This is a genomic window from Flavobacterium anhuiense, assembly GCF_001705175.1.
In the GTDB taxonomy this organism is placed as follows: Bacteria; Bacteroidota; Bacteroidia; order Flavobacteriales; family Flavobacteriaceae; genus Flavobacterium; species Flavobacterium anhuiense.
Map to the genome: position 1 here is coordinate 2,686,253 of NZ_CP016907.1, position 25,711 is coordinate 2,711,963.

General features: G+C 32.8%; 23 protein-coding genes. 11 read left to right on the forward strand and 12 right to left on the reverse strand.

Annotated features, from left to right (window positions below; genetic code table 11):
• Nucleotides 1-178: 178 nt before the first annotated feature.
• The 3 genes from BB050_RS11710 to BB050_RS11720 form a co-directional block, all read right to left on the reverse strand.
• A complete protein-coding gene (locus BB050_RS11710; protein WP_066033686.1) occupies nucleotides 179-2,668 on the reverse strand; it encodes a DUF5686 and carboxypeptidase regulatory-like domain-containing protein in 2,490 nt (829 codons plus the stop codon).
• 126 nt (nucleotides 2,669-2,794) lie between these two features.
• The gene (aroQ, locus tag BB050_RS11715; protein ID WP_066035150.1) at nucleotides 2,795-3,208 is read right to left on the reverse strand and encodes a type II 3-dehydroquinate dehydratase; all 414 of its coding nucleotides are present in this window, start codon (nucleotides 3,206-3,208) and stop codon (nucleotides 2,795-2,797) included.
• Nucleotides 3,209-3,330: 122 nt separating this feature from the next.
• Complete coding sequence (locus tag BB050_RS11720; protein ID WP_008464791.1) at nucleotides 3,331-3,891, reverse strand: porin family protein; 561 nt, start codon at nucleotides 3,889-3,891, stop codon at nucleotides 3,331-3,333.
• A 290-nt stretch (nucleotides 3,892-4,181) separates the two neighbouring features.
• Here BB050_RS11720 and BB050_RS11725 point away from each other — a divergent pair, with 290 nt between their 5' ends.
• From BB050_RS11725 to BB050_RS11740, 4 genes are all read left to right on the forward strand, one after another.
• Nucleotides 4,182-4,742, forward strand: coding sequence for an outer membrane beta-barrel protein (locus BB050_RS11725; protein ID WP_066033687.1), 561 nt, complete (start codon nucleotides 4,182-4,184; stop codon nucleotides 4,740-4,742).
• Between the two features lie 209 nt (nucleotides 4,743-4,951).
• A complete protein-coding gene (locus tag BB050_RS11730) occupies nucleotides 4,952-5,530 on the forward strand; it encodes a porin family protein (protein ID WP_066033688.1) in 579 nt (192 codons plus the stop codon).
• Between the two features lie 77 nt (nucleotides 5,531-5,607).
• Nucleotides 5,608-6,504 (forward strand): site-specific tyrosine recombinase XerD, encoded by an 897-nt coding sequence (gene xerD, locus BB050_RS11735; protein ID WP_066033689.1) that lies wholly within the window; start codon nucleotides 5,608-5,610, stop codon nucleotides 6,502-6,504.
• A 151-nt stretch (nucleotides 6,505-6,655) separates the two neighbouring features.
• Nucleotides 6,656-8,176, forward strand: a complete 1,521-nt coding sequence (locus BB050_RS11740) for a sensor histidine kinase (protein ID WP_066033690.1) — start codon at nucleotides 6,656-6,658, stop codon at nucleotides 8,174-8,176.
• 74 nt (nucleotides 8,177-8,250) lie between these two features.
• Here the strand turns inward: BB050_RS11740 and rny are convergent, their stop codons facing one another.
• The 3 genes from rny to BB050_RS11755 form a co-directional block, all read right to left on the reverse strand.
• Complete coding sequence (gene rny / locus BB050_RS11745) at nucleotides 8,251-9,810, reverse strand: ribonuclease Y (RefSeq protein ID WP_008464800.1); 1,560 nt, start codon at nucleotides 9,808-9,810, stop codon at nucleotides 8,251-8,253.
• A 209-nt stretch (nucleotides 9,811-10,019) separates the two neighbouring features.
• Nucleotides 10,020-10,313 (reverse strand): cell division protein ZapA, encoded by a 294-nt coding sequence (locus BB050_RS11750; protein WP_008464801.1) that lies wholly within the window; start codon nucleotides 10,311-10,313, stop codon nucleotides 10,020-10,022.
• Nucleotides 10,314-10,317: 4 nt separating this feature from the next.
• Nucleotides 10,318-10,608: a hypothetical protein gene (locus tag BB050_RS11755; RefSeq protein ID WP_008464802.1), complete on the reverse strand. Its 291-nt coding sequence runs from the start codon at nucleotides 10,606-10,608 to the stop codon at nucleotides 10,318-10,320.
• A 181-nt stretch (nucleotides 10,609-10,789) separates the two neighbouring features.
• On the opposite strand from BB050_RS11755, the gene BB050_RS11760 reads away from it, so the two are divergent.
• From BB050_RS11760 to BB050_RS11780, 5 genes are read left to right on the forward strand one after another with little or no spacing between them, the layout of a single operon-like run.
• Complete coding sequence (locus tag BB050_RS11760) at nucleotides 10,790-12,472, forward strand: M23 family metallopeptidase (protein ID WP_066033691.1); 1,683 nt, start codon at nucleotides 10,790-10,792, stop codon at nucleotides 12,470-12,472.
• Between the two features lie 12 nt (nucleotides 12,473-12,484).
• Nucleotides 12,485-14,950 carry a TonB-dependent receptor plug domain-containing protein gene (locus BB050_RS11765; RefSeq protein ID WP_066033692.1) on the forward strand — a complete coding sequence of 822 codons (2,466 nt, stop codon included), beginning with the start codon at nucleotides 12,485-12,487 and terminating at the stop codon, nucleotides 14,948-14,950.
• Nucleotides 14,947-15,591 carry a hypothetical protein gene (locus BB050_RS11770; protein ID WP_066033693.1) on the forward strand — a complete coding sequence of 215 codons (645 nt, stop codon included), beginning with the start codon at nucleotides 14,947-14,949 and terminating at the stop codon, nucleotides 15,589-15,591. The genes BB050_RS11765 and BB050_RS11770 overlap by 4 nt, the downstream gene beginning before the upstream one ends.
• A 31-nt stretch (nucleotides 15,592-15,622) precedes the next feature.
• Nucleotides 15,623-16,342 (forward strand): CREC-EF hand family protein, encoded by a 720-nt coding sequence (locus BB050_RS11775; protein WP_066033694.1) that lies wholly within the window; start codon nucleotides 15,623-15,625, stop codon nucleotides 16,340-16,342.
• Nucleotides 16,343-16,359: 17 nt separating this feature from the next.
• Nucleotides 16,360-16,776: a hypothetical protein gene (locus BB050_RS11780; RefSeq protein ID WP_066033695.1), complete on the forward strand. Its 417-nt coding sequence runs from the start codon at nucleotides 16,360-16,362 to the stop codon at nucleotides 16,774-16,776.
• Nucleotides 16,777-16,867: 91 nt separating this feature from the next.
• Here BB050_RS11780 and BB050_RS11785 read toward each other — a convergent pair whose 3' ends face one another.
• From BB050_RS11785 to BB050_RS11805, 5 genes are all read right to left on the reverse strand, one after another.
• A complete protein-coding gene (locus BB050_RS11785; protein ID WP_066033696.1) occupies nucleotides 16,868-17,569 on the reverse strand; it encodes a hypothetical protein in 702 nt (233 codons plus the stop codon).
• Between the two features lie 126 nt (nucleotides 17,570-17,695).
• Nucleotides 17,696-19,525, reverse strand: coding sequence for an ABC transporter ATP-binding protein (locus BB050_RS11790; protein WP_066033697.1), 1,830 nt, complete (start codon nucleotides 19,523-19,525; stop codon nucleotides 17,696-17,698).
• A 263-nt stretch (nucleotides 19,526-19,788) separates the two neighbouring features.
• Nucleotides 19,789-21,516 carry a phospho-sugar mutase gene (locus tag BB050_RS11795; RefSeq protein ID WP_066033698.1) on the reverse strand — a complete coding sequence of 576 codons (1,728 nt, stop codon included), beginning with the start codon at nucleotides 21,514-21,516 and terminating at the stop codon, nucleotides 19,789-19,791.
• 124 nt (nucleotides 21,517-21,640) lie between these two features.
• Entirely contained in the window at nucleotides 21,641-22,597 is a 957-nt protein-coding gene (locus tag BB050_RS11800) for a glycosyltransferase family 2 protein (RefSeq protein WP_066033699.1), read from the reverse strand.
• A gap of 8 nt (nucleotides 22,598-22,605) precedes the next feature.
• Complete coding sequence (locus BB050_RS11805; protein ID WP_008464815.1) at nucleotides 22,606-23,136, reverse strand: DUF4199 domain-containing protein; 531 nt, start codon at nucleotides 23,134-23,136, stop codon at nucleotides 22,606-22,608.
• A 248-nt stretch (nucleotides 23,137-23,384) separates the two neighbouring features.
• On the opposite strand from BB050_RS11805, the gene BB050_RS11810 reads away from it, so the two are divergent.
• Together BB050_RS11810 and BB050_RS11815 are read left to right on the forward strand one after the other, a co-directional pair.
• Nucleotides 23,385-23,639, forward strand: coding sequence for a type B 50S ribosomal protein L31 (locus BB050_RS11810; protein WP_008464817.1), 255 nt, complete (start codon nucleotides 23,385-23,387; stop codon nucleotides 23,637-23,639).
• 161 nt (nucleotides 23,640-23,800) lie between these two features.
• Nucleotides 23,801-24,976 (forward strand): GlmU family protein, encoded by a 1,176-nt coding sequence (locus BB050_RS11815; protein ID WP_066033700.1) that lies wholly within the window; start codon nucleotides 23,801-23,803, stop codon nucleotides 24,974-24,976.
• A gap of 140 nt (nucleotides 24,977-25,116) precedes the next feature.
• Here the strand turns inward: BB050_RS11815 and BB050_RS11820 are convergent, their stop codons facing one another.
• Nucleotides 25,117-25,560 carry a PepSY-like domain-containing protein gene (locus tag BB050_RS11820; protein WP_066033701.1) on the reverse strand — a complete coding sequence of 148 codons (444 nt, stop codon included), beginning with the start codon at nucleotides 25,558-25,560 and terminating at the stop codon, nucleotides 25,117-25,119.
• Nucleotides 25,561-25,711 lie beyond the last annotated feature (151 nt).

Consider the following 25,711-nt stretch of genomic DNA (forward strand, 5'->3'; position numbering starts at 1 on the left):
TTCAAAGTTGCAAAGTGACAAAGAAACAGAGCTGAAGTACTTTATGTATCCTTGACTTTGCTCAAACTGAGAAGTAGGCTAAAATTAAAACCCCCATTATTCTTAAGGAAGAATAATGGGGGTTTTAATTTTAGTTAAGAAAAAACTTTGTGCCTTTGTCACTTTGTGGCTTTGCATCTTAATCTAAAATATTCAAAATCTTCAAGCCAAAGACAACGCCGTTTTGCTGAATGCCACCTTGATAAGAATGCACATAATCGATTCGGAATAATTTGAATTTTCCAAAACCTAGATTGTCTAAACCAACAGTAAATTCAGAGTATGGTTTTCGGTCGGGAATAGCCAAAGCATGAAAACCAATATTCATTGTTGACTTTAAAAGATTTAACAACGGAATTTTATTCATGATGAAGCCAGTGTCATTATATTCAGTGTGCATTTCAAAATAACTATCGTTTGTGCTGTTCGCATAATATGGCATCATGTTAAAGACATTCAAATAGCGATCACTTGTTCCGATATGAGTCTGGTTTCCATTAAAATGTCTATAATCGATAAACGAAATATTCTCTGCATTAAAGAATTTACCACCTCTAAAATTGGTTCCTAAAAGACCTTTGTTTCCAAGCGACAAATCATATTGTACCGAAGCACCGATTCGTTCATATTCATATTTTTTTTCGCTTGCCGCGAATGCTTTTTCAAAAGCCAGATAAACTGTAGGATATTTATCGTTTTTAAAATTATATCTTCCGTCAGGTCTTGATATGTATTTATTTCCAAAGTTAATTCTAGTTGTTACAAGAGCTTTAAACAAATGATGTTGGTCAAAAGCTGGAGTTGTAAAATCGTTTGGCGCCAAAGGATTGTTCGAAGAATAAATATCATCTTTTTTAAAGAAAGAATAATCAGTTGTATTGAAAAGAGGTTTACGCTGTTCGTAACCTATTTTTCCCGTAAGATTTATTCCATTTGCAACATCTTGTCCGTAATTGATTTCAGCAAATTCCAAGTTGTACAGCTTCATATAATTGTCTTTAAAAAACAAAGAACTTATAGAATTGAGAAACTTACTAATAGGTTCAGCACTGTTAAACTGAGTAGTTTTTACCCCTCCAGAACCCCATATTGTGGCATAATTTATAGTATTGAAACGATGGCTGAATTGGCCAATTGCACGAAAGCGTTCATCAGAAAAGCCATAATTGAAAGTCGTGCTTATAGAAGTGTTTGTTCCTTTTTCTTCATCCCATTTTCTAAAAGAAAAGCCAGAATCCAAATTAAAACCCTGAACAGTATTGAAACTTAAAGAAGTAATGTTCAGCAAGCCTTTATAGTCAAAAGAATATTTTTTGAAAGTATTTTTATAATCATAACCCAATAAAATATCCCAAACCTTAAATTTATTGTTTTTGGCGTCAATGGAATCGGTGTATTTTTTTGATTTTCTAATAGTCTGCAGACTGTCTTTCTTGGCATAATCTGAGCTTTCTTCAATAGTTAACGGAATTGGGCGAATTTCATTCCAGAAAGCATCATTTTTTTTGTTGGCATTAAGGTCAAAAGCAACAATTTCGTTTCCGAAAGTTTTTTTGTCAAAAGAATCAGGAAATTCATAATTTGAATATACATAATTGAAGTTTCCAGAAAATTTCACACCAAAAATACCCGCATTAAAAGAAAGCGTCTGTGCATTCTTAGACCAAATTTTATTTTTGGTATTGTAGCTAAAACTCTGTTTTAAAGTCATGGTTTCTGTAAACTCGTTTTTCATTCGATACCCTTTGATATCAAGATCAATGGCATAAATCGCAAAACTGTCATCTACAATATAGATGTAGCCTTCAAAAACAGGTTCTTTATCTCGTTTTGGAGTAACTTTGATTTTATTAATTTGCTGGTTATTGTCGTCATAAAAAGTGCTTTCAAGCTTATATTTGTAATAATTGAAAGCATTGTCGGCAATAGGAGAGATGAGTTTTACATCAAAATCTAAAGTATTGTCGTAAAAATCATAAGTCGATAAAGCAGCCGTATTATAGCTATAACCGCGATTGTTTCCTGAAATTTTAGAAGCAATAATCTTTTCCTTGAGTTTGTTTGGTTTCTCAAAAGTCACCTTCGAAATCGTCTCAGATAAATACAAAATTCCTGTTCCAGTAGAATCGAGATTCGAAGCCATGTCATCGCCCAAATCAACTTTTTTGCCTAGAATTTTTTTAGGAAGATCTTTAACCTTAAACATTCCTTTTGAATAATAATCGGCTGTATAACGTCCGGTTTTATCTGAGTTTTCTTTTTTATGAGCTATTGCGCTTTTTATAATAGCGTTTGCAGGATTGTTTTTAGGATCAATGATTACTTCATTTAATGCAAAACTTTCTTCCTGAAGACTGACATCTATATTGACTATTCTTGTTGCGGCCAGAACAGTTATTTTTTTGGTTTTATAACCTAAATATTGAAATGTGATGATGTTTCCGCCAATTTCTTTTACGTTCAGCTGATATTTTCCCTGTTCATTTGTAGTGGTTCCAGCATAGGTGTTTTCTTCAAAAACGGATACAAAAGGAAGCGGATTTCCCTTGTCGTCTGTAACTGTTCCTCTTATTTGAGCAAAATTGGAAAGTGAAAAAAATAGAAAGGCAAATAAAGTATAGTTTCTCATGCAAATGTGGTATATCTTACAAAAATATAATAAGTTAAATCTGAGCTTATTAATAATTTGTTAAATTGATGAGAGACTGTATCATTCTGCGAGAAGTCAAAATTTTCCCTCAGAATGATAATTACATTATAAAAAAGATTGAATAGCCAATTCGTAACTTTTTAGTCCGAAGCCTAGAATAACACCTTTTGCATTTCCAGATAAATACGATTGATGTCTAAAGCTTTCGCGCGCATATGTATTTGAAATATGAACCTCAATGACTGGCGTGGTAACGGCTTTCATTGCATCGCCCAAACCGATGGAAGTGTGTGTGTACGCTCCAGCATTCAGAATAATGCCATCAAATGAAAAACCAACTTCTTGAATTTTACCAATCAATTCGCCTTCAATATTGCTTTGGTAATAAGAAAGTTCAATGTTTGGGAATTTTTGTTTCAACGTTTCAAAATAATCTTCAAAAGTTTGGCTTCCGTAAACTTCTGGTTCGCGTTTTCCTAAAAGATTCAAATTTGGTCCGTTGATAATGCAGATTTTCATAAGTTTTTTATTTTGAGATATTGACATTGCAATTGATTTTTGCAATTGTCATTGAACTTTGTAAAAATAAAAAAACCGCACTAATAAATAGAACGGTTTTTATAAAAGTATGTGATATTCTTTTAGAACATATATCCTGCTGAAAGTTGGAAAACAGAGTTTTTAAAATCAGCTTCTTCTGAAATTTCTGTTAAACCTATTCCATAACGTGCTTGAACAAAAAGACCTCCAACAACTTTTAATCCTAAACCAGCATTAAGAGAAAAATCAAATGTTTTTGGATCTGCAACATCAAATTCTTTTTTATTGCTAACAAGGAATGATGCTTGTGGACCAAGTTCTAAACTAAGAGATTTAGTCATGTAGAATTTTGCCATTACAGGAATAGCGATATAACCCATTTCGTTTTTAAAATCCTGTACAGCACTTTTGTATTCTGCTCCTTGTGTAGTATATAAAAGTTCTGGTTGAATTGAGAATTTTTCTAATAATTTAAGTTCTGCTACAAGACCTGCGTGGTAACTTGTAATACCTTCTTTGTCAACAGAAATTCCATCAAAATCAGAACCTCCAGTTTGGTTGGCAAAGTTAACCCCTGCTTTAACCCCGATTTGTACAAATTGTGCGTTTACTGCCGCTGATGTTGCAATGAACATTACAGCTGCTAAAATTATTTTCTTCATAAAAAGGTTTTTAAAAATTGGTATTTTAAAATGTTATTTAAAGTTCAAAACTACATATTTAGCATTTTATTGCATTATAATTTGGATTAAATAATTACTAAAATTCCCACTCAAATTGCTTTTTCTTATCTCATAAATGCCTTTTCTTCTTTCAATGCTTTGATTTTCAATTAGTCTATATCGATTTCATTTTTGTCTTATTTTAATACTTTTTAAACTTATTGCGGAGTTTATTTTGTAAGTCTAATCTTAGTTTTGTCGAATATTAATCAAATAATATTTTAAAAATCATGAAAAAAATTATTTTGGCTGCTATTGCAGTATTAGGCTTTACATTTGCTAATGCACAAACGGGAGGATTCGCAAAAGGAGATACATTTATTTCTGGAGCATTGAATGTGAGTTCTGAAAAAACAGGTGATGCTAAAAGTAGCGGTTTCACAATTGAGCCAAAAGTAGGCTATTTTGTTACTGAAAATATTGCGATTGGAGCAAAATTAGGATTTGGTTCAGATAAAGTAGGGGATGATAAAACAAATTCATTTACTGCTGGGGCTTTTGGAAGATACTATTTTACACCTGCTTCACAATTTTCAATCTACGGACAAGCGGGTCTAGATTTTACAAATTACAAACACAAGCCAGGAGATTTTAAATCAAATGAGATTGGAGCTAACCTTGGTTTAGGTTTGAGTTATTTCTTATCTAACCATTTTGCAATCGAAGCAACTTGGCTTGGTTTAGGATACAGCGTAAACAACAATGGAGGACATGGAGCTGAAAAAACTAATTCTTTTGGTTTTGGAACAGACTTAAGAGATGTAAGCTTCGGAGTTGTTTATAAATTCTAAGTTAAAGAAACAGTTAGTTAATTTTAAAAGGCCTTCCTTAATTTTAGGGAAGGCTTTTTTGTTGCTGGAGAATTCTAATTTTAACTTGAGTTAATCTAAAATTAACAATTAGCGTAATAGTTACTATTTTATTTGTTAAATTCCTAATGTAGAATTATGAAGAATATTTTTATATTTGACTCGATTAATTTAACCCAAAACAAATTAGAATGAAAAAAATTATCTTATCTGCCATTGCTATTATGGCTTTTGCATTCACAAATGCTCAGGAAACAAGATTTGGAATAAAAGGTGGTCTTAATATTACAACTTTTGCAGGCGGAAATTATTGGGATGCTAACTCTTTAGTAGGTTTTCAAGTAGGAGGTTTTGCTGAGATTAAAGTTATTGAAAGATTATCTATTCAGCCAGAGCTTTTGTTCTCTACTCAAGGTGCTAAATTGAAGTTTGCAGGCGATAAATTTGATACTAAATTAAATTATATTAATGTGCCTGTTTTAGCGAAGTTTTATATCACAAAACAATTTACTGCTGAGGCTGGACCACAATTAGGATTTTTAGTTTCTGCTAAAAGTGAAGGAAGAGATGTGAAAGATGGTTTCAAATCTGTTGATACAGGATTTAATTTCGGACTTGGATATAACTTTACTGATAACTTCTCAGTTGGTGCTCGTTATACAGTAGGTTTGTCTAATATTGCAGATAATGATGCAGATACTTGGGACGAATATTACGATAGTCCAAAAAACAGTGTTTTTGCTATAACTGCAGCTTATAAATTTAATTAAGAAATTAAAAATATTTGAAGAACCTTCCTTTTTTAAGGAAGGTTTTTTTATGCCAAAAAATTACTTACTTTGTGAGTATGAATTGGAGCAGATATATAAAAGATTATCAGTCGTATTTGAGGATAGAGAGAGGTTTGTCTAAAAATACGATCGAAAATTATGGTTTTGACATTGAACGTTTGTGTCTTTTTTTAGAAACCAATCAAATTGATGTTTCACCAATAAAAATTTCTGATGAAACATTACAGCAGTTTATTTATACAGTAGCTAAAGAAGTAAATCCGAGATCACAGGCGAGGATTATTTCTGGGCTTAAAAGTTTTTTTAATTATCTGGTTTTTGAAGATTATAGAAATGACAATCCTTTAGAATTAATTGAGGCGCCAAAAACAGGCCGAAAATTGCCTGATACTTTATCGCTTCAGGAAATTGATGCGCTGATCGAAACAATCGATTTAAGCACCAATGAAGGCGAGAGAAACCGCGCAATGCTCGAAACTTTGTATGGTTGCGGATTACGTGTTTCTGAATTGATTACGCTTAAAATTTCAGATCTTTTTTTTGATGAAGGTTTTATTAAAATCACGGGTAAAGGAAATAAAGAAAGATTTGTTCCAATTGGTCCTCTAACTCAAAAGTATATTGATATTTACAAAAATGCAGTCCGTTCAAATCTCAATATAAAAAAAGGTGCCGAAGACACTTTGTTCTTAAACAGACGTGGAAATCAGTTAACGCGTGCCATGGTTTTTACTATTATCAAAGATCTTGCTCAGAAAATGGGACTTAAAAAAAGTATTAGTCCGCATACCCTGAGACATTCTTTTGCGACTCATTTGCTTGAAAACGGCGCTGACTTGAGATCAATTCAATTGATGCTGGGTCACGAATCTATTACAACAACTGAAATCTATGTGCATTTGGATCGCAGTTTTTTAAAGGAAGTAATGCATAGCTTTCATCCTAGAAAGTAATTATTTTCATAATAGCCTATGTTTTTGTTGTGAAAATCCATATATTGTGTTAAAATATTGTTTTGATTAAAGTTAAAACGTTGACAGGTGAGTTTCGTTTTTTGCTTTTCGGAATAAGTTTGGATATCTTATTTACATAAAAAAGTATCATATGGTTTTTGATTTATATGGAAACGAAGATTGCTTAGAGGTAAATAATTTTTATAGAAAATTGTTGGCCGAAATGCCGGACTTGCTTTTTCAGTTTGTTATTGATGCTGATAATGATTACTCGTTTCCCCTTGTAAGCAAATCGGCAGACGAAATATTTGAACTTTCTGCTGCAGATTTTAATAATGATATAAAGCTTATAGTTTACGATCGAATTTTACCGCAGGATCGTGAACTTTTTTTTCAGTCTTTAGTCAAAGCCAGAAAGGAAATAAAACCTTGGGAAATAGAGTTTAGAGCTACTCTTCCTAAAAAAGGAATTCGCTGGTTTAAAATTGCTGCAAAAACAGAATCTGCGGCAAATGGAAATGTGATTTTCTATGGTCATGTTTCGGATATTACCGAATTGAAAGATAAAGAAGAAAAGCTAAGGATTTCGGAAGAGCGTTTTCAATTTGCCTTAGATGCTTCTACTGCCGGAATTTGGGATTGGGATATGGTCACCAATAGGGTTTTTTACTCTTCTCTGTCTCTTAAAATTTTAGAATTAGAATCGACTGATATTTTTGATGATCCAGAACGATGGGATAAAATTGTGCATCCAGATGATCTTCCAAAATATTATTCGGATATTCATGAACACTTTGATAATAAGATTCCGTTTTATGAAAATTATCATCGTGTAATGACTTCCAGCGGTAATTACAAATGGATTTTAGACCGCGGAAAAGTAATTGAACGCGATGAAAACGGAAGGCCTTTGCGAGTAATTGGGACGCATACTGATGTTTCGGCTCAGAAAGAAAAAGAGCTGGAGCTTATGAAAACCATGAAACTGTATAGTGATCAAAATAGCCGTTTATTGAACTTCTCGCATATTGTTTCTCATAATCTAAATACACAGGCTGGAAATATAAAATCGATTTTAGATCTTATTGATGCAGATGTTAGTAAACAGACCGTGACAGAAATGCTGCAATATTTACGCACCGTTTCTAATGATCTGAATGAAACTATTTCGAATCTTACCCAAATTGTAAAAACGCAGAGTAATATTAATATTGCGGTAGTGCCACTAAAACTTTGTGAATATATCGAGAAAACTATTTCAACGATTAAAGGGTATCATAAAGAACGAAAAGTTACGATCATCAATAACGTACCGAAGTATTTGACGGTAAATTTTAATCCGGCTTACATGGAAAGCGTTTTGTTGAATTTTACAACAAACGCAATTAAATATGCGCATCCAGATCGTGATCCTGTAATTACTTTTGATTTTGCTATTGAACCTGAAGGTTTTAAATCCCTTAAAATAACAGATAATGGTCTCGGAATCGATTTGAAAGTCTATGGTGATTTGCTGTTTGGTATGTATAAAACCTTTCATAAACATGAAGAAGCGCGAGGTATTGGATTATACATTACAAGAAATCAAATTGAAGCAATGAAAGGAACTGTTGAAGTAGAAAGTGAAGTAGGGGTTGGGACAAGCTTTAAAATCATTTTTAATGATATGTAAGCTTGCATAGAGTTAAATAAAATAAAGGCTGTCAACTGACAGCCTTTATTTTTTCTATATATTATTCTCCTAGATTATTTAGCAATGTTTACAGCTCTAGTTTCTCTAATAACTGTAACTTTTACCTGTCCAGGATAAGTCATTTCGGTTTGAATTTTTTGTGAAATTTCGAAAGATAAGTTTGCTGCGTTGTCATCAGAAACTTTTTCGCTTTCTACAATTACACGAAGCTCTCTACCAGCTTGGATCGCATAAGCATTTTTAACTCCACTGAATCCGTATGCCACGTCTTCAAGATCTTTTAGACGCTGGATGTAAGAGTCAAGAACCTGACGTCTAGCGCCTGGTCTAGCTCCAGAAATAGCATCGCAAACCTGAATAATTGGAGATAATAAAGACTTCATTTCGATCTCATCGTGGTGAGCTCCAATCGCGTTGCATACTTCTTCTTTCTCTCCGTATTTCTCAGCCCACTGCATACCTAAAAGTGCGTGTGGCAAATCACTCTCTGTATCAGGCACTTTTCCGATATCGTGTAATAAACCTGCTCTTTTTGCCAGTTTTACGTTTAGTCCTAATTCTGCAGCCATTATACCGCAAAGTTTAGAAACCTCTCTTGAGTGCTGTAATAAGTTTTGTCCGTAAGAAGAACGATATTTCATTCTACCTACAACTTTAATTAATTCTGGGTGTAAACCGTGAATTCCCAAGTCGATAACAGTACGTTTTCCAACTTCGATAATTTCGTCATCGATTTGTTTGGCAGTTTTAGCCACAACTTCTTCGATTCTTGCTGGGTGAATACGTCCGTCAGTTACTAATTTGTGTAAAGATAAACGAGCAATTTCTCTACGAACAGGATCAAAACAAGAAAGAATAATTGCTTCTGGCGTATCGTCAACAATGATTTCCACACCAGTTGCGGCTTCAAGTGCTCTAATGTTACGCCCTTCACGTCCAATAATTCTACCTTTAACATCATCAGATTCGATATTGAAAACAGATACACAGTTTTCAACTGCTTCTTCCGTTCCAACTCTTTGGATAGTATTAATGATGATTTTTTTAGCTTCTTGCTGCGCAGTCAATTTTGCCTCTTCAATAGTTTCTTGAATATGAGACATTGCTTTTGTTTTAGCTTCAGCTTTTAAGCCTTCTACCAATTGTTCTTTTGCTTCTTCAGCAGAAAGACCAGAGATTACTTCTAATTGCTGTAGCTGGCTTTTATGAAGTTTGTCAACTTCAGCCTGTTTTTTGTCTAAAAGCTCAATTTTATTGTTGTATTCAGCTGTTTTAGCTTCAAAATCTTCGTTTATTTTTTTAGCTTTAGAAAGTTCATTAGAAACTTGAGATTCTTTATCGCGAACGCGTTTTTCTACTTCAGCAACTTTTTTATCGCGCGCTAAAATAACTTGTTCGTGTTCTGATTTTAGTTCGATAAAACGCTCTTTGGCTTGAAGAATTTTATCTTTTTTGATATTTTCGGCTTCTAAATTAGCGTCTTTTAAGATAGAGGCCGCTTCTTTTTTAGCGTTTTTAATTAGGTTTGAAATATTACTTTTCTCGATAATTTTAGCTATTGCAAATCCTGCCGCAATACCTACAATACCAATAATGATCGTTATGATGTCCATGTTTGTTAGGGTTTATATATAAAAAAAGCCTACATTAATTGCTTGTATAAACTCGTAAAGACAAGTTTTGAGCTAACTCACTGTTCAAGTTTCCCAGCCAAAAGGAGGGCATACTATAGTAGCGACGATTTGCTCATTCTAAATTGTTAGTGTTGAGTTTACCAAATGTGAACTAATGTAGGCAGTATCTTAGTTTCTGTAAAGAACGTTTAATTTTCGAGATATTGATCTAAAAGCGTATTTAATCTTTTAATTCTTTCGATAGTTTCTTCTCCATCGATTGCATTATCAATCTGTTTTTGTTCTACCTGCGATGCAAATTGCAATGCACACATAGCTAGAACATCTTGTTTGTCACGAACCGCGTAATTTTCTTCGAACTGCTTAATCATGGCATCAATTTTTTTAGAAGCACTTCTAAGTCCTTCTTCTTGAGCGGGTTCAACCGTAAGTGGGTAAACGCGGTCGGCAATTGATATTTTAATTCTAAGCTTTCCGTCCATGTTATTAATCTGATAGTTGCGCTATGCAGTAATCGATTTCGCGAATTAATGAATTTATTTTAAGCTTTGTCTCTCTCTTGTTATTGTCGCTGCCGAGCAACGAATTGGCTATCTTAAGTGTTTCATTTTGCTTCTTCAAAGCTTCCATTTCCTCAGATTGTTTCTGGATAATTTGCGCAGCTTTGGCTAGTTCTAATCGTAATACTTGATTGTTTTGTTCAAAGGCTTTTGATTTCTCAAAAAGCTTTTCAACTTTATATTCAAGAGTATCAATTATTTCTGCAATTACACTCATTATACATCCTATTCATTACTTAATCCTACAAAGTTAATATTCCTTTTTATTAATGCAATTTTTTATCGATTTTTTTGCATTATTTTAGATAAATATATTGTAATTCAATCAATTGGGTTTTTGAAGCTTTTTTCTTGCTTTTATTGGCTTATTTTTGCTTATCTTAGCAAAAATGTTGTTTATGAGATTATATGTACTTGCCCTTTTAATTTGTAATTCTGTGTTTGCTCAAACACAATATCCTAAAGATTATTTCCGTCCCCCATTAGATATTCCAATGCAGCTTTCTGGCAATTTTGGAGAATTAAGACCTAATCACTTTCATGCGGGTTTTGATTTAAAAACCAACCAGAGAGAAGGTTTGACTGTACATGCGATCGCAGATGGCTATGTTTCGAGAATAAAAATTTCGACTTTTGGAAACGGAAAATGCATTTACATTACACATCCAAATGGATATACTTCTGTTTACGGGCATTTGCAAACGCCAACTGGGGCAATTTTAGATTATGTAAAAAAAACGCATTACAAAGAAAAAGCCTATGAGATTGAAATGTTTCCAAAGCCAGACGAGCTTCCCGTAAAAAAAGGAGATATAATTGGACTTTCTGGGAATACGGGTTCATCAGAAGGACCGCATCTTCATTTTGAAATCCGTGATACTAAGACAGAATTTGTTATCAATCCGATTTTCTTTGGCTTTGACCAAAATTTAAAAGACACCAAAAAGCCAACTTTGTCTAGTTTGTATGTTTATCCTTTGGATAATGCAACGGTAAATCAGTCAAAACAGCCACTGCTGGTAAGTATGGCACTTCAAAAAGACGGGACTTATTTAGCATCTAAAATTAAAGCAAACGGAAAAATTGGTTTCGGAATTAATGCCGTTGATACCGATGATGTGTCGCATAATAAAAATGGAGTTTTTAATGTTTCGACTTTTTTAAACGGAAATCAGAATTATAATTATCAGTTTAATACGTATTCTTTTGATGAAATGCGTTATATCAATGCTTTGATTGATTATTCTAGATATAAAAAATCGGGACAGCGAGTACAAAAACTTTTTATGAAAACGCCTTTTGCGTTAAGCATTATCAAAACAGATTCTCTTCGCGGTATTGTAAAAGCTGAACCTAATCTGACTTCAAATTATAAAATTGAAGTTTCGGATTATTTTGGAAATATGAATTCGGTTACAGTCCCAATTGAGTTTGATGCCACAACACCTCTTGTGGAAGCGGAGCCAATTAATGGGCAGTATTTTATCAAGTATAATAGAGATGCCAATTTTGAGAAAGATAATATGTCGGTTTTCTTTCCGGCTGGAACTTTTTATGATGACTTCAATATGAATTTTGATGTGAGAAATAACAAAATTTTTATTCATGACGATACCGTTCCGGCACATTCTAATTTTACGATTATCATAAAAGACGATACTTATCCAGAATCTTTACGAGATAAACTTTATATTGGTAAAGGAACAAGTTATAACGGAACAACCAGAAAAGGTGATGTTTTTACTGCGAAAGCAAAAATATTAGGAACTTACGGTTTAGTTCTCGATACGATTCCGCCAGTTGTTAAAATTGCAAAACCAATTGAAGGAAAATGGATTAGCGATCAAAAGAAAATTGATTTAACAATAAGCGATTCTTTGTCTGGAATAAAATCTTATAACGGATATTTGAACGGAAGTTGGGTTTTGTTTGAATACGAAAATAAAGCGAGAAGAATTACGCATACTTTTGATGATCAGTATTTGGCAGAAGGTGAAAACGTATTAAAAGTTGAAGTTGTTGATAATGTAGGAAATACTACTATCTTTGAAACTCGTTTTTTTAGAAGTCAACAAAAATAAAACCCAAAATCTTTGAGTCATAACAGGTTTACATTCGTTTTTCTTTTTTTCTTTTTCAGCTGCATTGCATTAGCTCAAAACGCTCGTATCAAAGGGCTTATTTTAGATAATGAAAAACATCCTATTACGGAGGTAAATGTTTCCTCACAAGATATTACAGTGCAGTCTGATTTAAATGGTTTTTATGAAATTGTAATTCCATCAAACAAAAAAGTCTCTTTGATTTTTACTCACGTTTCTTTAAAAATGATGAGTTTGACGGTGAATTTAAAAACAAATGAAGTATTTGTGTTTAATCCGATTATGAGTAATTCTGAAGAACAGATGGGAGAAGTTTTTGTTTCTTCTGGAAATAGAAAACGAGTTCAAGGAATAACTTCTGTTGATACTGAAACCATAAAAAAGATTCCGGGTGCCAATGCAGGAATCGAAAATATTCTAAAAACACTTCCTGGCGTTAATTCAAATAACGAATTAAGCACACAGTACATGGTTCGTGGCGGGAATTATGACGAAAATCTAGTGTATGTAAACGAAGTAGAAGTATATCGTCCGTTTTTAATTCGTTCAGGACAGCAGGAAGGATTGAGTTTTACGAATACAGATCTAGTTCAAAATGTCGAGTTTTCAGCAGGAGGATTTCAAGCGAAGTTTGGAGATAAATTGTCATCTGTTTTAGATATTACGTATCGCAAACCGACTCAGTTTGGCGCTGCTTTTGAAGCCAGTTTTTTAGGCGGAAGCGCTGCGGTCGATCTGGTTTCGAAGAATAAAAAATGGTCTGCTGTAACAGGAGTTCGTTATAGAAATAATAGTCTTTTGGTGAATAGTCAAGATACAGAGACGAATTATAAACCGACTTTTGCAGATATTCAAACCAATGTGAATTATGATATTTCTGAAAAATGGCAAATGAGCTTTTTAGGAAATATTTCTCAGAACAAATATTCGTATGAACCTTTGGTGCGCCAAACTAATTTTGGAACGGGAGATCAGCCAATGGCGCTTGCGGTTTATTATGACGGACAAGAAAAAGATCAATACGATACCTATTTTGGAGCTTTAAAAACGACTTATAAAGCATCGCCTACGCTTACGCTAAAATTAATTGGATCTTTATTTCATACCACAGAAAAAGAACATTTTGATATTTTGGCGCAATATCGTTTAGGCAATGTAAATGCTGAAGATCCAGAAAACACATCTGCAGTTGATTTTACACGCGGAATTGGTTCTCAATTAAACCACGCTCGAAATGATCTCGATGCTTTAATTGCAAATATTGAACTGAAAGGAACTAAAGATTGGAAAGAAAGCCAGTTGGAATTTGGTTTAAAATATACTAGAGAATCTATTCGTGATCGAGTAGTGGAGTGGGAAGTTATTGATTCGGCTGGATTTTCTATAAATCCGCCTTTGGTTATTCTTCTAAAAAATAATCAGCCGTATACGCCTTACACAGGACCGCTTTTGCCATATCAAAATATTCGAGCAACCAATTTTAATACTATAAATAGATTTTCCGGTTATGCACAATGGAATAAGCAGTCGGAATTAGGCTCAAGTCAGATTTGGTATCATTTGGGAGCGCGTTTTCAAGGTTGGAATGTTGCGGGAGCTTTAGAAGAAGGAAAAACACAGTTTGTGGTAAGTCCGCGTGCGCAATTTGCCATAAAGCCAGATTGGGATCGCGATATGGTTTTTAGAATTTCGGGCGGATTGTATCATCAGCCGCCGTTTTACAGAGAATTACGAGATTTAAATGGTGTTGTGAATCCGAATGTGAAAGCTCAAGAAGCAATTCATATAGTTTTAGGAAATGATTATAATTTTAGAATGTGGAATCGTCCTTTTAAATGGGTGACCGAACTGTATTATAAATCGCTTTCTGATGTAAATGTGTATTCAATTGACAATGTCCGAATTCGTTATGTTGCCAATAACAATGCAAAAGCGTATGCACAAGGTCTTGATTTTAGATTAAATGGAGAATTTGTTCCAGGAACAGAATCTTGGGTAAGTTTCGGATATATGAAAACGGAGGAGAATTATGAAAACAAAGGGTATATTGCCCGTCCGACAGATCAGCGTTTGAAATTTGCGATGCTGTTTCAGGATTATATGCCGAATATTCCAAGCGTGAAAGTGTATTTGAATTTGGTTTATAATACAGGTTTGCCTGGAGGTGCGCCAGCATATTCTGATCCGTATTTATATCAAAACCGATTGAATGATTACAGAAGAGCTGATATTGGTTTTGCAAAGGTTTTTGTAGACGCTAGTACGCAGAATGCAAAAAAAGGCTGGCTGAAAAACTTTAAAGAATTGGCTGTTGGACTGGAAATTTTCAATCTTTTCAATAATCAAAATGCTATTACCAATACTTGGGTTCGTGACGTGTATTCAAAAAATCAATATGCGATTCCAAATTATATGACTTCGAGGGTTTTTAACGTTAAGATAAATGCGAGGTTATGATAGAAAAACGTGAAAAGAGAAAAAAGATTTTTTACGTTCCAGGAATGATTTCTTTAGTCTTAATACCGCTGTTTTGTTTTTATCATTTTTTTAAAGTTGATGCTTTTATGGTTTATGGATCCTTAAATTTAATGGTTCCTGATAAAGAAGAATTTGAAAAATATAAAATCGCAGATTTAAGAAAGTATAAAAGGTTTAATTTTAATGATGTAAAATTAAAAGAACTTGACAAAATAAAAGAATTAAGATTTTTTGTTCGAGATATAGTCAAAAAGTATGACACTATAAATGGCGCTAAAATTCATTTTGGGTCAAAAACAGATTATGATACTTTTGTTAATGTAATTAATTTGGTAGCAGAAGAAAAAGTGCCAACTTGGGCTTTGTTTGGGAATGATATTTATGTATTAACAAGCCCAAAACCAAAACCAAATAAAAATAATTATCGTGTAATAACTTGTGGTTATTATGAAGCCAATAAAGATTTCTGGTTAAAAGAAGATAAGGAAAGAGAACGGGCTTATCATCTTTCTTTGTATAAAAAGAGCTGGCTTATTTTTCTAGGTTATCTAGGAATTGTTCTACTAAACATCTTTGCGCTAGTAAAATTCAATAAAAACAAAAATTACAATCAAAAATAGTATATTTGATAATCGTATATAATCATTGTAGATGAAAAAGTATTTTAAATATATCGCGCTAATACTTGTCGGAACAGTAATCAGCTGTCGAGAGGAAGTTCAAAAACCAAAAGTAAGTTATGGCGCTTCAAACAAAGTAAGTGTTACTAAAGCCGATACAACTCAAATTGAAATCGCCGATTTGCCAATTCAAATGGAAGGAACAAGTTATTTAATTCATCCAGTTGGAGATTTAAGGGTTTTTGAAAGAGGATCTAAAGCTAGATATGGTTCTTCGAGTGTAAATGATGTGAGTTTTACAATTTCTAATTTAGGCGAATATGAAATTACAGGATACCTTCAGAATTTAAAATTCCAAAAAGTAGATTCAGATTCTATCCGACCATTATCAGATAAACCGGTTTTGATTTTAACAGCTACGTATTTGAAAACGGTTGCAGATAGAACTCATAATAATGTGATGGTTTACACCCTGACAGATTCAGATACCAATAAAGATGGTAAAATAGATACTAGTGATATTAAAACTTTATATTTAAGTGACATCAGCGGAGAAAATTTTACGAAAGTTTCTGCTGACCTTCAAGAACTGGTAGATTGGAGCTTAATTGAATCTAAAAACCGTTTGTATTTTAGAACTATCGAAGATACCAACCAAAACGGCCAGTTTGATAAAAATGATGTTCTTCACTATAATTATATAGATTTGGCTTCTAAAAAATGGGAGGTGAAGAGTTATAAGCCGATATAACTTTTTAAAATTTTAAAATGTATTCTGAAGATGAATTAAAAGAACAGGAGAAGGAATTTAGTACTGTTTTGACTTATGTTTTTATGCCCATATTCATTCTTACTGTTATTGGAGCATATTTCGTGGGTAATTCAAAGGGATATATAGAAAAGGAATATAAAGAAGCTAATGAATATAGTTTTTCAGGAGTAGTTTATGAAAAGGAAATAGAAGGTGGAGAGGGATATCGTTTTCCTCATTATTTATTTTTGAATTCAGGAATTAGATGGCAAGTGAGTAGTGAACTATATGATAAAATAGAGATTGGTGATTCTGTGGTGAAAAAGTCTAAATCTGATTCTGTTTATTATTATAAAAAAGGAAGACAAATCATCATTGAAGATCAAAATTTGTATCTTAGAAATAGGTATTTAGAAAAACTCAAAGAAAAATAAATTAGACTAATATATTTAATCTTTTCAAATTCTTTTAATCTGTGGCAAGAAAAAAAACTTAGAATCATAGCGTCTCAGTATCTTAGCAACTTCAAATTAATATATCACTTTCCAAGTCTGATTTTTCAATTTCGAAACCAAAACCTAAGCGTTCTACCAGTTCTATTACTAATTTTTTGTACCAATTTTCAGATTTTGGATGAATGTATATCTTTTCGATCAATTGATTGATGTCAACATTGATTTTTAATCCGTCATTTAATTTGATGCCGCTTTTTGAAGTGTCACTTAGAATTCGTACTTCTCTTTCGTATTGGAAACTTTTTCTTTTAAATAAGAATGGAAAGAACAAATCATCAAACGGAATGTATTCTTTTTTATAATCAATGTAATTTACTTCACCAATAAACTGATCATAATTGTTTTCTGGTTTTACAGCTTTCTGCAGTCTTCTTATGGTGGACTGAATGGCTAAGCCTTCATTGTTTTTGGTGAAAATCTGCCACATGGCAAATGATTCGTATTCGTTAATATGCCAACTGCTAATCGCTACTTTTTCGCGATGCGTTTTATAGTAATTTAAAAATTCAGGATTATCTACTGCAAGTTTTTTAATCTCTTCGTAAGTAGGTTCGCTGAAAGTTCCTTCATATTGATCTTCAAACTTGTCTGAACGTGACATGAAAAGTTTCTTTGAAAGCAATAAATCAAGAAATTTGGATAGGTCTAGATATTTCCAAACAATAGTATCGGGATCGTCAGGAAGTTTTATGTTGGGGTTGTTAAGATACATTTTCTGAAAGAATTAAATTTCAATCTTTAACTATCCTAAAGTTATAAAAATAAACACAGATTAAAGAAATTAAACTGAGTTTTAATATTTCCTTAATCTGTGTTAGATTATTTTTATGTGAAAAACTTACGATTCGAAAGACTGCATTGTTACCAGCTTATTGTAAGTTCCATTTTTTGCAATTAATTCATCGTGAGTTCCTTGTTCAACGATTTTTCCTTTTTGCATTACCACTATCACATCTGCTTTTTGAATTGTAGAAAGACGGTGTGCAATTACGATCGATGTTCTGTTTTGCATCATGTTTTCCAGTGCAACCTGAACAAATTTTTCGCTTTCTGTATCCAATGCAGATGTTGCTTCGTCCAAAATCATAATAGGTGGATTTTTTAATACAGCACGAGCAATAGACAAACGTTGTTTTTGACCTCCTGAAAGTTTGTTTCCGCTGTCTCCAATATTGGTGTAAATGCCTTTTGGAAGATCTTTAACGAACTCATAAGCATTTGCGATTTTTAGAGCTTCGATAATTTCATCATCAGTAGCGTCTAATTTTCCTAAAGAAATATTGGCTTTTATCGTATCATTAAACAAAATGCTATCTTGCGTTACCAATCCCATCAAACTTCTCAGTGAGTGAAGATTCATGTCTTTAATGTTGATTCCGTCTATAGCTATAGAACCTTCGTTTACATCATAAAAACGAGTCAATAAATTTGCAATAGTACTTTTCCCGCTTCCAGATTGTCCAACAAGCGCAACAGTTTGGCCTTTTTTAATTTCAAGAGAAAAGTCTTTTAAAACATTTTCATTTTCATATTTAAAGTTGATATTCTGAACGCTGATGTTGTTGTCAAACGTTGTTTTTTCGATTGCATTTTCTTTAGAAACAATAGTATTTTCTTGGTCTAAAACTTCAAGAACACGTTCTGCAGCTGCATTTCCTCTTTTTACTCCGTATGACGCTTTAGAAATTGCTTTTGCAGGAGTAAGAATGTTATAAGCAAGTCCCATGTAAGCGATAAACGAAGGACCGCTTAGAGTTTTGTCAATCAAGACCATTTGTCCTCCATACCATAATAAAATAGCAATAACAGTAATTCCCATAAATTCACTAGCAGGAGAAGCTAAGTTCTGACGGTTTCCTATTTTATTTGATAAATTAAAAAAGCGCTGAGTTGAATTTTGAAAAACGGTATTGAAATAGTTTTCAGCATTATATCCTTTTACAACTTTTAATCCGCCAATAGTTTCTTCAATTGTAGATAAGAAAGTACCTTGCTCTTCTTGCGCTTTTGTGGATTGCTTTTTCAATTGTTTTCCGATTAAAGAAATTATGTAACCAGAAATCGGAATAAAAATGAATACAAATAAGGTTAACTTGGTGCTGATGATCAGCATTGTAGTGATGGTGAAAATGATAGTTAAAGGTTCTTTTACTATAAGCTCTAATATGGCTAGAAAAGAGTTTTGTACCTCGTTTACGTCAGCTGAAATTCTTGAAATGACATCTCCTTTTCTTTTTTCAGAGTAAAATGCCAAAGGAAGTTCCAGTGTTTTTTTGTACATAGCATTTCGCATGTCTTGTAAAACTCCATTTCGTAAAAAAGTGATAAAAAACATAGCTAAATAATCGGCTAAGTTTTTTAATAAGAAGATCGAAATTATAATTGTCACCATTATGGCTAAAATATAACCTGGGTCATGATTGCCTTTTGTTGTAGTGATGTAGTAGCTTAAATAGTCTTCACCATATTGCTGCAATTTTAAAATACCTTCATAAACCGGTTTTTCGTATCTAGCTTTTGTCTGGTCAAATAAAACCTGAAGCATCGGAATTAAAGCCACAAAAGAAAGTGTGCTGAAAAGCGCATACAAAATATTGAAAAAGATATTTAAGAACGCATACTTCTTATATGGGTATATAAAAGGAACTATTTTTTTGAAATTACTCATTTATTTTTGGATGTTATTTTTTTTCTGCTTGGTTATGCTTGCTTGAGTTTTAGCATTGTGTTTTTGTTGCAATAATTCGAGTTGTCGAATTTTTACTGCACAAAATTAATCCAATTGGATTGTTTTCAATTTCTTTTAGGTTTTTTTTATAAAAAAAACTCTGATTTTGCATCTTTAAGAAATGCAAATCAGAGTTTTAAATATTGGACTCCTTGTTTTTAAGACTATTTGCAAATGGCAATATTTTCAAAAAAAGGATTTATTTAATTCAACTGCATATCTGCAATAATGTTTTGAATCTTTTGATCTAAGAAACTTTCTGCTTCATCAAAATCAGAAACCGATTCGATTTCAGCATTCACACTAATGTAGAATTTAATTTTAGGTTCAGTTCCGCTTGGTCTTGCGCAAATTTTAGAGCCATCCTCAGTATAATAAATCAATACATTCGATTTCGGAATATCCATTATTGATTCTGAGCCGTCTAATAAATTTAAAGCGATAGACGATTGATAATCTTCAACCATAATAACTCTTTGTCCGTTAATTTCTTTCAAAGGATTTTCACGTAAATCAATCATCATTTGATTGATTTCCTGTAAGCCTTCCATTCCTTTTTTGGTTAAAGAAACTAAGAATTCTTTATAAAAACCATTTTCAACATAAAGCTGTAAAAGTTCTTTATAAACAGAGCTTCCCGCAGCTTTTGCCTGAGCGGCAACTTCGCATATCAATAAAGTAGCGGCAACTGCATCTTTATCTCTAACAGCATCGCCAACCATAAATCCGAAACTTTCTTCACCACCTCCGATAAATTCAAGTTCAGGAAAATCTTTGATCATTTTTGCGATCCATTTAAATCCAGTCAAGCCAACTTTACACTCAACGCCATAACTTGTTGCCAATTCCATCATCATTGGAGTTGAAACGATTGTTGAGCCAACGAATTGTTTTCCGTTAAGTTTACCTGCTTTTTTCCATTGTTTCAATAAGAAAGAAGTCATCAAAACCATCGTTTGGTTTCCGTTTAATAAAATCATTTTGCCGTCATTGTTACGAACAGCAACTCCTAAACGGTCGCAGTCAGGATCTGTTCCCACTACAATGTCAGAATTTGTTTTATCTGCTAGAGCCAAAGCCATAGTTAAAGCTTCAGGTTCTTCTGGGTTTGGAGATTTTACCGTTGGGAAATCTCCATCTGGAATAGCTTGTTCCGGAACGATATGAACATTCTTGTATCCAGCTTGCGATAAAACGTCTGGAATTGATTTTATAGAAGTTCCGTGCAATGAAGTAAACACAATATGAAGATTGTCTTTGGCTTCAGCCGGAGTATTAAAACTTGCGTTTTCGATAGATGATTTTATAAATGCTTTGTCTATTTCGGTATCAATGTACTGAATCAAACTTTCGTTTGCGTTAAATTTGATTTTGTCATAACCTAAGCTTTCAATCACATTTACAATTTCTTTGTCCTGAGGAGGAACAATTTGCCCTCCATCTTGCCAATATACTTTATATCCGTTGTATTCTGGTGGATTGTGAGAAGCTGTTAAGACAATTCCGCATTGGCATTTTAAATATTTAAGAGCAAAAGATAATTCTGGAGTTGGTCTCAAATCAGAAAACAAATAAACCTGAATTCCGTTTGCCGAGAAAACATCAGCTACCACTTTTGCCAACGTATTGCTGTTATGACGGCAATCGTAAGCAATAACTACTTTTAAAGGTTCGTTTGGAAAAACTTTATGCAGATAATCAGATAATCCCTGAGTATTTTTTCCAAGTGTATATTTGTTGATTCTGTTATTTCCAATACCCATTACACCGCGCATTCCTCCAGTTCCAAACTCTAGGTTTTTGTAAAAACTCTCTTCAAGTTCTTTTGGTGAAGTGGTCATTAATTCCTTAACTGCAGCCTGAGTTTCTTGATCGAATGTTGGCGTCAGCCATTCGTTTACAGCATTTAATATATTTGGTGCTATATTCATTATATGATTTCGTTTTTATGTTTGTTTAAAAATAGTTTGTTATTGAGAGTTTAAGGTGCTTTATGAAATATTTTTATATCTTAATTAAACATTGATTTAAAAATATAACTTATAAAGAGCTTTTTTAAAAATTAACCTCTCGTGCTACTTTATATCTTGCCTCGTTATTTTTTGTTCTTAAAATAATTTCGCCTAAGAATCCGGCTAAAAATAACTGAGTTCCCAAAATCATGGTCGTTAAAGCAATGTAAAACCAAGGATTGTTTGTAACCAAGCTATATTTCATTCCAGTATACATATGGTACAGTTTAGAAATTCCAATGTATCCAGCGGCTAAAAATCCGATAATAAACATTAAAGAGCCTATTGCGCCAAATAAGTGCATGGGTCTTTTTCCGAATCTAGATAAAAACCAAATGGTAATCAAATCTAGGAATCCGTTTATAAAACGTTCCATTCCAAATTTAGTTTCACCATACTTTCTAGCTTGGTGAATTACCACTTTTTCGCCAATTTTTCCGAATCCGGCATTTTTAGCCAAAACAGGAATGTAGCGGTGCATTTCGCCAGAAACTTCAATGTTTTTTACCACAACATTTTTATAAGCTTTCAATCCGCAATTAAAATCATTCAGATCAACGCCAGAAGTTTTTCTAGCGGCCCAGTTGAATAATTTTGACGGAAGATTTTTTGCCACAACAGAATCGTAACGTTTCTTTTTCCAACCTGAAACCAAATCGTATTTCTGATTCACAATCATTTCGTACAATTCAGGAATTTCATCTGGACTATCTTGCAAGTCAGCATCCATTGTAATAATAACATCGCCTTTTGCTTTTGCAAAACCAGCATGTAAAGCCTGAGATTTTCCGAAGTTTTTCATAAAACGAATTCCTTTTACATTAGGATTTTCGTTAGAGAAACCTTCAATAATCTGCCAAGAATTATCTGTACTACCATCATCTACAAAAATGATTTCATAAGAGTAATTGTTAGACTGCATCACTTTAATGATCCAAGTGTAGAGTTCTTTAAGTGATTCCTCCTCGTTTAGAAGCGGTATAAGTATAGATAAATTCATTTATATTTTTATTCTTGTGTAGATTTGCTTTTAAAAAATGCTGCGAAAATTAATCCGAAAATTGCGCTTATAACCATAGCAAAAACAGATCCTTTTAATAATTCAAAAGTAGAATACGGATTGCTTTCTTTCATTTTAGCAACAGCTTCATTAATTGCTGAAGCTGGCGTGCCAAATTTCTGCATCATACCAATAGTATATTTGATCATAATTTCGCTCAAAGTGTCTTTTGCGCCTGGATCAATTACATTAAATAATACGATGTTGAAAGTTGTTGATATTAAAATACCAATTACTGCAGCTATAAAATAAGTAGTAAAAGCATCTTTAAAAGGAAAAACACCGTTTAAATCTTTCTTAGTTTTAGAAAGTAAAATGATACTAATTGTAAGGCTTATTACGATTCCTAGTATTCCCATCCACCAAGCTGTAAACAGATTTAAATCAATAGCATAGATTGTAGCTGTAACCAAAGCAGATGCAATTCCGATCATTACACCATACGTAACTCCATTCTTTTTTATAACTTCATTAATCATATTTCGATATGTTTAAAATTAATCCACAAATATAGTAATTCCCACTATAATCGGATATAAAAAAAGCTTTTCGAAATAAACTAAAAAAAAGTAAGCTAACTGTTTGTTTATTAAAAAAGAATTGTAAATTTGCACACTCAAAAATAATTAAATTTTTAAACAAAAAAGAGTATTATTTGTTTACACCTTTTTCTAACCATGAAAAAGCTTCAAAATAAAGGTGCTCCAAACAATAAATAAAAGAAAAGATGAAAAAAGGAATTCACCCAGAAAATTACAGATTAGTTGCATTTAAAGACATGTCGAATGATGAGGTTTTTATCACTAAATCTACTGCAGATACAAAAGAAACAATTGAAGTTGACGGAGTTGAGTATCCAGTTGTAAAAATGGAGATTTCTAGAACATCTCACCCTTTCTATACTGGTAAATCTAAACTTATCGATACTGCAGGACGTATTGATAAATTCAAAACTAAATATGCTAAACACGCTAAAAAATAATAGCTGTTTTAAATTTATACAAAAGCCTTCCAATTCTGGGAGGCTTTTTTTATGCGTTAAATATTACTTTTCGTTAAAATGGTTTTTTAGTAAACCGGTAAAATATTCGTAACTTTGAAGCCAGGTAACCAAATCAAATTTTAACAAACACTCAATTATTTATGAACTACATTCTTTTCGACGGTCCCGTTCGGAATGCTTTATTACCCTTTACTTTTACACGGCCGGTAGCTGATATTTTGATAGGAATTATGACGATTCGTCAGAAATGGGAAAAATATCTTGGTTCGACAATCACTACGATAACCGAAGAATATTTGTCTGAAAAATTTCCAATGGTTGAAATGGAGGAAAATGTAATGATCAACGCAGCGTATTTGCCAAATGATACTCTTGCGGAGATGGTTTCTAATTTGACAGAAAATCAGGCAATCTTTAAAGGTGAAGATGTAATTGCATTTTTTGCGAGCGAAAATCAGGAAGAAGTCGATTTTGATTCTTACGAAATCATTCAGTACAATGAAGATTGTATCACCATTGAACATACTTGGGATATTTTTTCTAAAAATGACGCGGCGATTCGTCAGGATTTTAAATATCTGACAGAAGACCGCACTTCTCAGCCAATTCCTAAAAGTGTAAATGTAATTTCGCCAGAGAATATTTTTATTGAAGAAGGAGCAAAACTAGAGTTTGTAACTTTAAATGCATCGACTGGTCCTATATATATAGGTAAGAATACCGAAATTATGGAAGGAACCGTAATTCGAGGACCATTCGCTTTATGTGAAAATGCAATGGTAAAAATGTCGGCTAAGGTTTATGGAGCAACAACTGTTGGGCCTGGAAGCCGAATAGGAGGCGAGGTTAAAAACTCGGTTCTTTTTGCTAATTCAAATAAAGGACATGAAGGATTTTTAGGAGATTCAGTTTTAGGGGAGTGGTGCAATATTGGAGCAGATTCTAATAACTCGAACCTAAAGAACAATTACGAAGAAGTGAAATTATGGAGCTATGAAACAGAAAGTTTTGCTAAAACAGGGCTTCAGTTTTGCGGTTTAATGATGGGAGATCACAGTAAATGCGGAATCAACACGATGTTTAATACAGGAACTGTGGTTGGGGTAAGCGCTAATATTTTCGGAAGCGGATTTCCTCGCAACTTTGTTCCGAGTTTTTCTTGGGGCGGTGCTGCCGGATTTACGACTTATGTAACTAAAAAAGCTTTTGAAACAGCAAGATTAGTGATGAGTAGACGAAATATAGAATTTGATGCAACTGAAGCTGCAATTATGGAACATATTTTCGAGGAAACTAAAAAATGGAGAAAAGACTGATTTTAATGAGATAATTATATAATTAGTCAATTAGATAATTTTTTGCAAACCCGACAGGTTTTAATAACCTGTCGGGTTTTGTTATTTTAGGGTTTTAGAGAATTTTCTAATTTTCTAATTGACACATTTTCTAATTTTACTTATTTGTCAATTTTAATAAAATCTCCTTTCATATTGAATTTTAATTCTAAACCGTTGGTAAGTTTTGTTTCATAACCAGAAGTCTCAATTTCTATTTTGGTTACATCTTCTTTAGGAAAATTAGCTTTTATATAAGAAGCAATTTTTTTCGGGATGATAGATTTTGGGACTTTGCCAATTTTGGCGTCCACTTCTTTCCAATTTCCTTTCTTGTCAAATTCAATTTCAATTTTATTGTCAAACTGAACTTTGTATTCTGTAGAAAGAATTTCTTTGTCTTCTAAGATATAGCTCGGTTTTTTAGATCCAAAATGTGTTTTTAAGAATGTTTGGGCATTTGCTGGTAAAGCTTCTTTTTTAATTACGGTTTTTTGTGCATTTGAAGAAAAACCAATCATCAGTCCTGCAATTACGTAAACAGCCAGTTTTAATTTCGTTCTCATATTTTGCTGATTTTTAAATTCTTATACAAGGTAAGATTTAAATTTTAAAAATAGAAACAAATCGATTTGGTTTGATTCTTTGCAATTTAAGCTTTGTTTAATTCTTTAAATTTTTGCATTATCAAATTGTCTCATTGGCAAATTATCTAAT

Bases quoted from the DNA above. Each gene is read 5' to 3' on its own strand.
- BB050_RS11750 (WP_008464801.1), bottom strand. From the start codon at position 10,313: ATGGACGGAAAGCTTAGAATTAAAATATCAATTGCCGACCGCGTTTAC.
- BB050_RS11785 (WP_066033696.1), bottom strand. From the start codon at position 17,569: ATGTATCTTAACAACCCCAACATAAAACTTCCTGACGATCCCGATACT.
- BB050_RS11810 (WP_008464817.1), top strand. From the start codon at position 23,385: ATGAAAAAAGGAATTCACCCAGAAAATTACAGATTAGTTGCATTTAAA.
- BB050_RS11775 (WP_066033694.1), top strand. From the start codon at position 15,623: ATGAAAAAGTATTTTAAATATATCGCGCTAATACTTGTCGGAACAGTA.
- BB050_RS11780 (WP_066033695.1), top strand. From the start codon at position 16,360: ATGTATTCTGAAGATGAATTAAAAGAACAGGAGAAGGAATTTAGTACT.
- BB050_RS11760 (WP_066033691.1), top strand. From the start codon at position 10,790: ATGAGATTATATGTACTTGCCCTTTTAATTTGTAATTCTGTGTTTGCT.
- rny (WP_008464800.1), bottom strand. From the start codon at position 9,810: ATGGACATCATAACGATCATTATTGGTATTGTAGGTATTGCGGCAGGA.
- BB050_RS11800 (WP_066033699.1), bottom strand. From the start codon at position 22,597: ATGAATTTATCTATACTTATACCGCTTCTAAACGAGGAGGAATCACTT.
- BB050_RS11710 (WP_066033686.1), bottom strand. From the start codon at position 2,668: ATGAGAAACTATACTTTATTTGCCTTTCTATTTTTTTCACTTTCCAAT.
- BB050_RS11740 (WP_066033690.1), top strand. From the start codon at position 6,656: ATGGTTTTTGATTTATATGGAAACGAAGATTGCTTAGAGGTAAATAAT.
- BB050_RS11720 (WP_008464791.1), bottom strand. From the start codon at position 3,891: ATGAAGAAAATAATTTTAGCAGCTGTAATGTTCATTGCAACATCAGCG.
- BB050_RS11770 (WP_066033693.1), top strand. From the start codon at position 14,947: ATGATAGAAAAACGTGAAAAGAGAAAAAAGATTTTTTACGTTCCAGGA.
- BB050_RS11790 (WP_066033697.1), bottom strand. From the start codon at position 19,525: ATGAGTAATTTCAAAAAAATAGTTCCTTTTATATACCCATATAAGAAG.
- BB050_RS11730 (WP_066033688.1), top strand. From the start codon at position 4,952: ATGAAAAAAATTATCTTATCTGCCATTGCTATTATGGCTTTTGCATTC.
- BB050_RS11815 (WP_066033700.1), top strand. From the start codon at position 23,801: ATGAACTACATTCTTTTCGACGGTCCCGTTCGGAATGCTTTATTACCC.
- BB050_RS11820 (WP_066033701.1), bottom strand. From the start codon at position 25,560: ATGAGAACGAAATTAAAACTGGCTGTTTACGTAATTGCAGGACTGATG.
- xerD (WP_066033689.1), top strand. From the start codon at position 5,608: ATGAATTGGAGCAGATATATAAAAGATTATCAGTCGTATTTGAGGATA.
- BB050_RS11755 (WP_008464802.1), bottom strand. From the start codon at position 10,608: ATGAGTGTAATTGCAGAAATAATTGATACTCTTGAATATAAAGTTGAA.
- BB050_RS11795 (WP_066033698.1), bottom strand. From the start codon at position 21,516: ATGAATATAGCACCAAATATATTAAATGCTGTAAACGAATGGCTGACG.
- BB050_RS11725 (WP_066033687.1), top strand. From the start codon at position 4,182: ATGAAAAAAATTATTTTGGCTGCTATTGCAGTATTAGGCTTTACATTT.
- aroQ (WP_066035150.1), bottom strand. From the start codon at position 3,208: ATGAAAATCTGCATTATCAACGGACCAAATTTGAATCTTTTAGGAAAA.
- BB050_RS11805 (WP_008464815.1), bottom strand. From the start codon at position 23,136: ATGATTAATGAAGTTATAAAAAAGAATGGAGTTACGTATGGTGTAATG.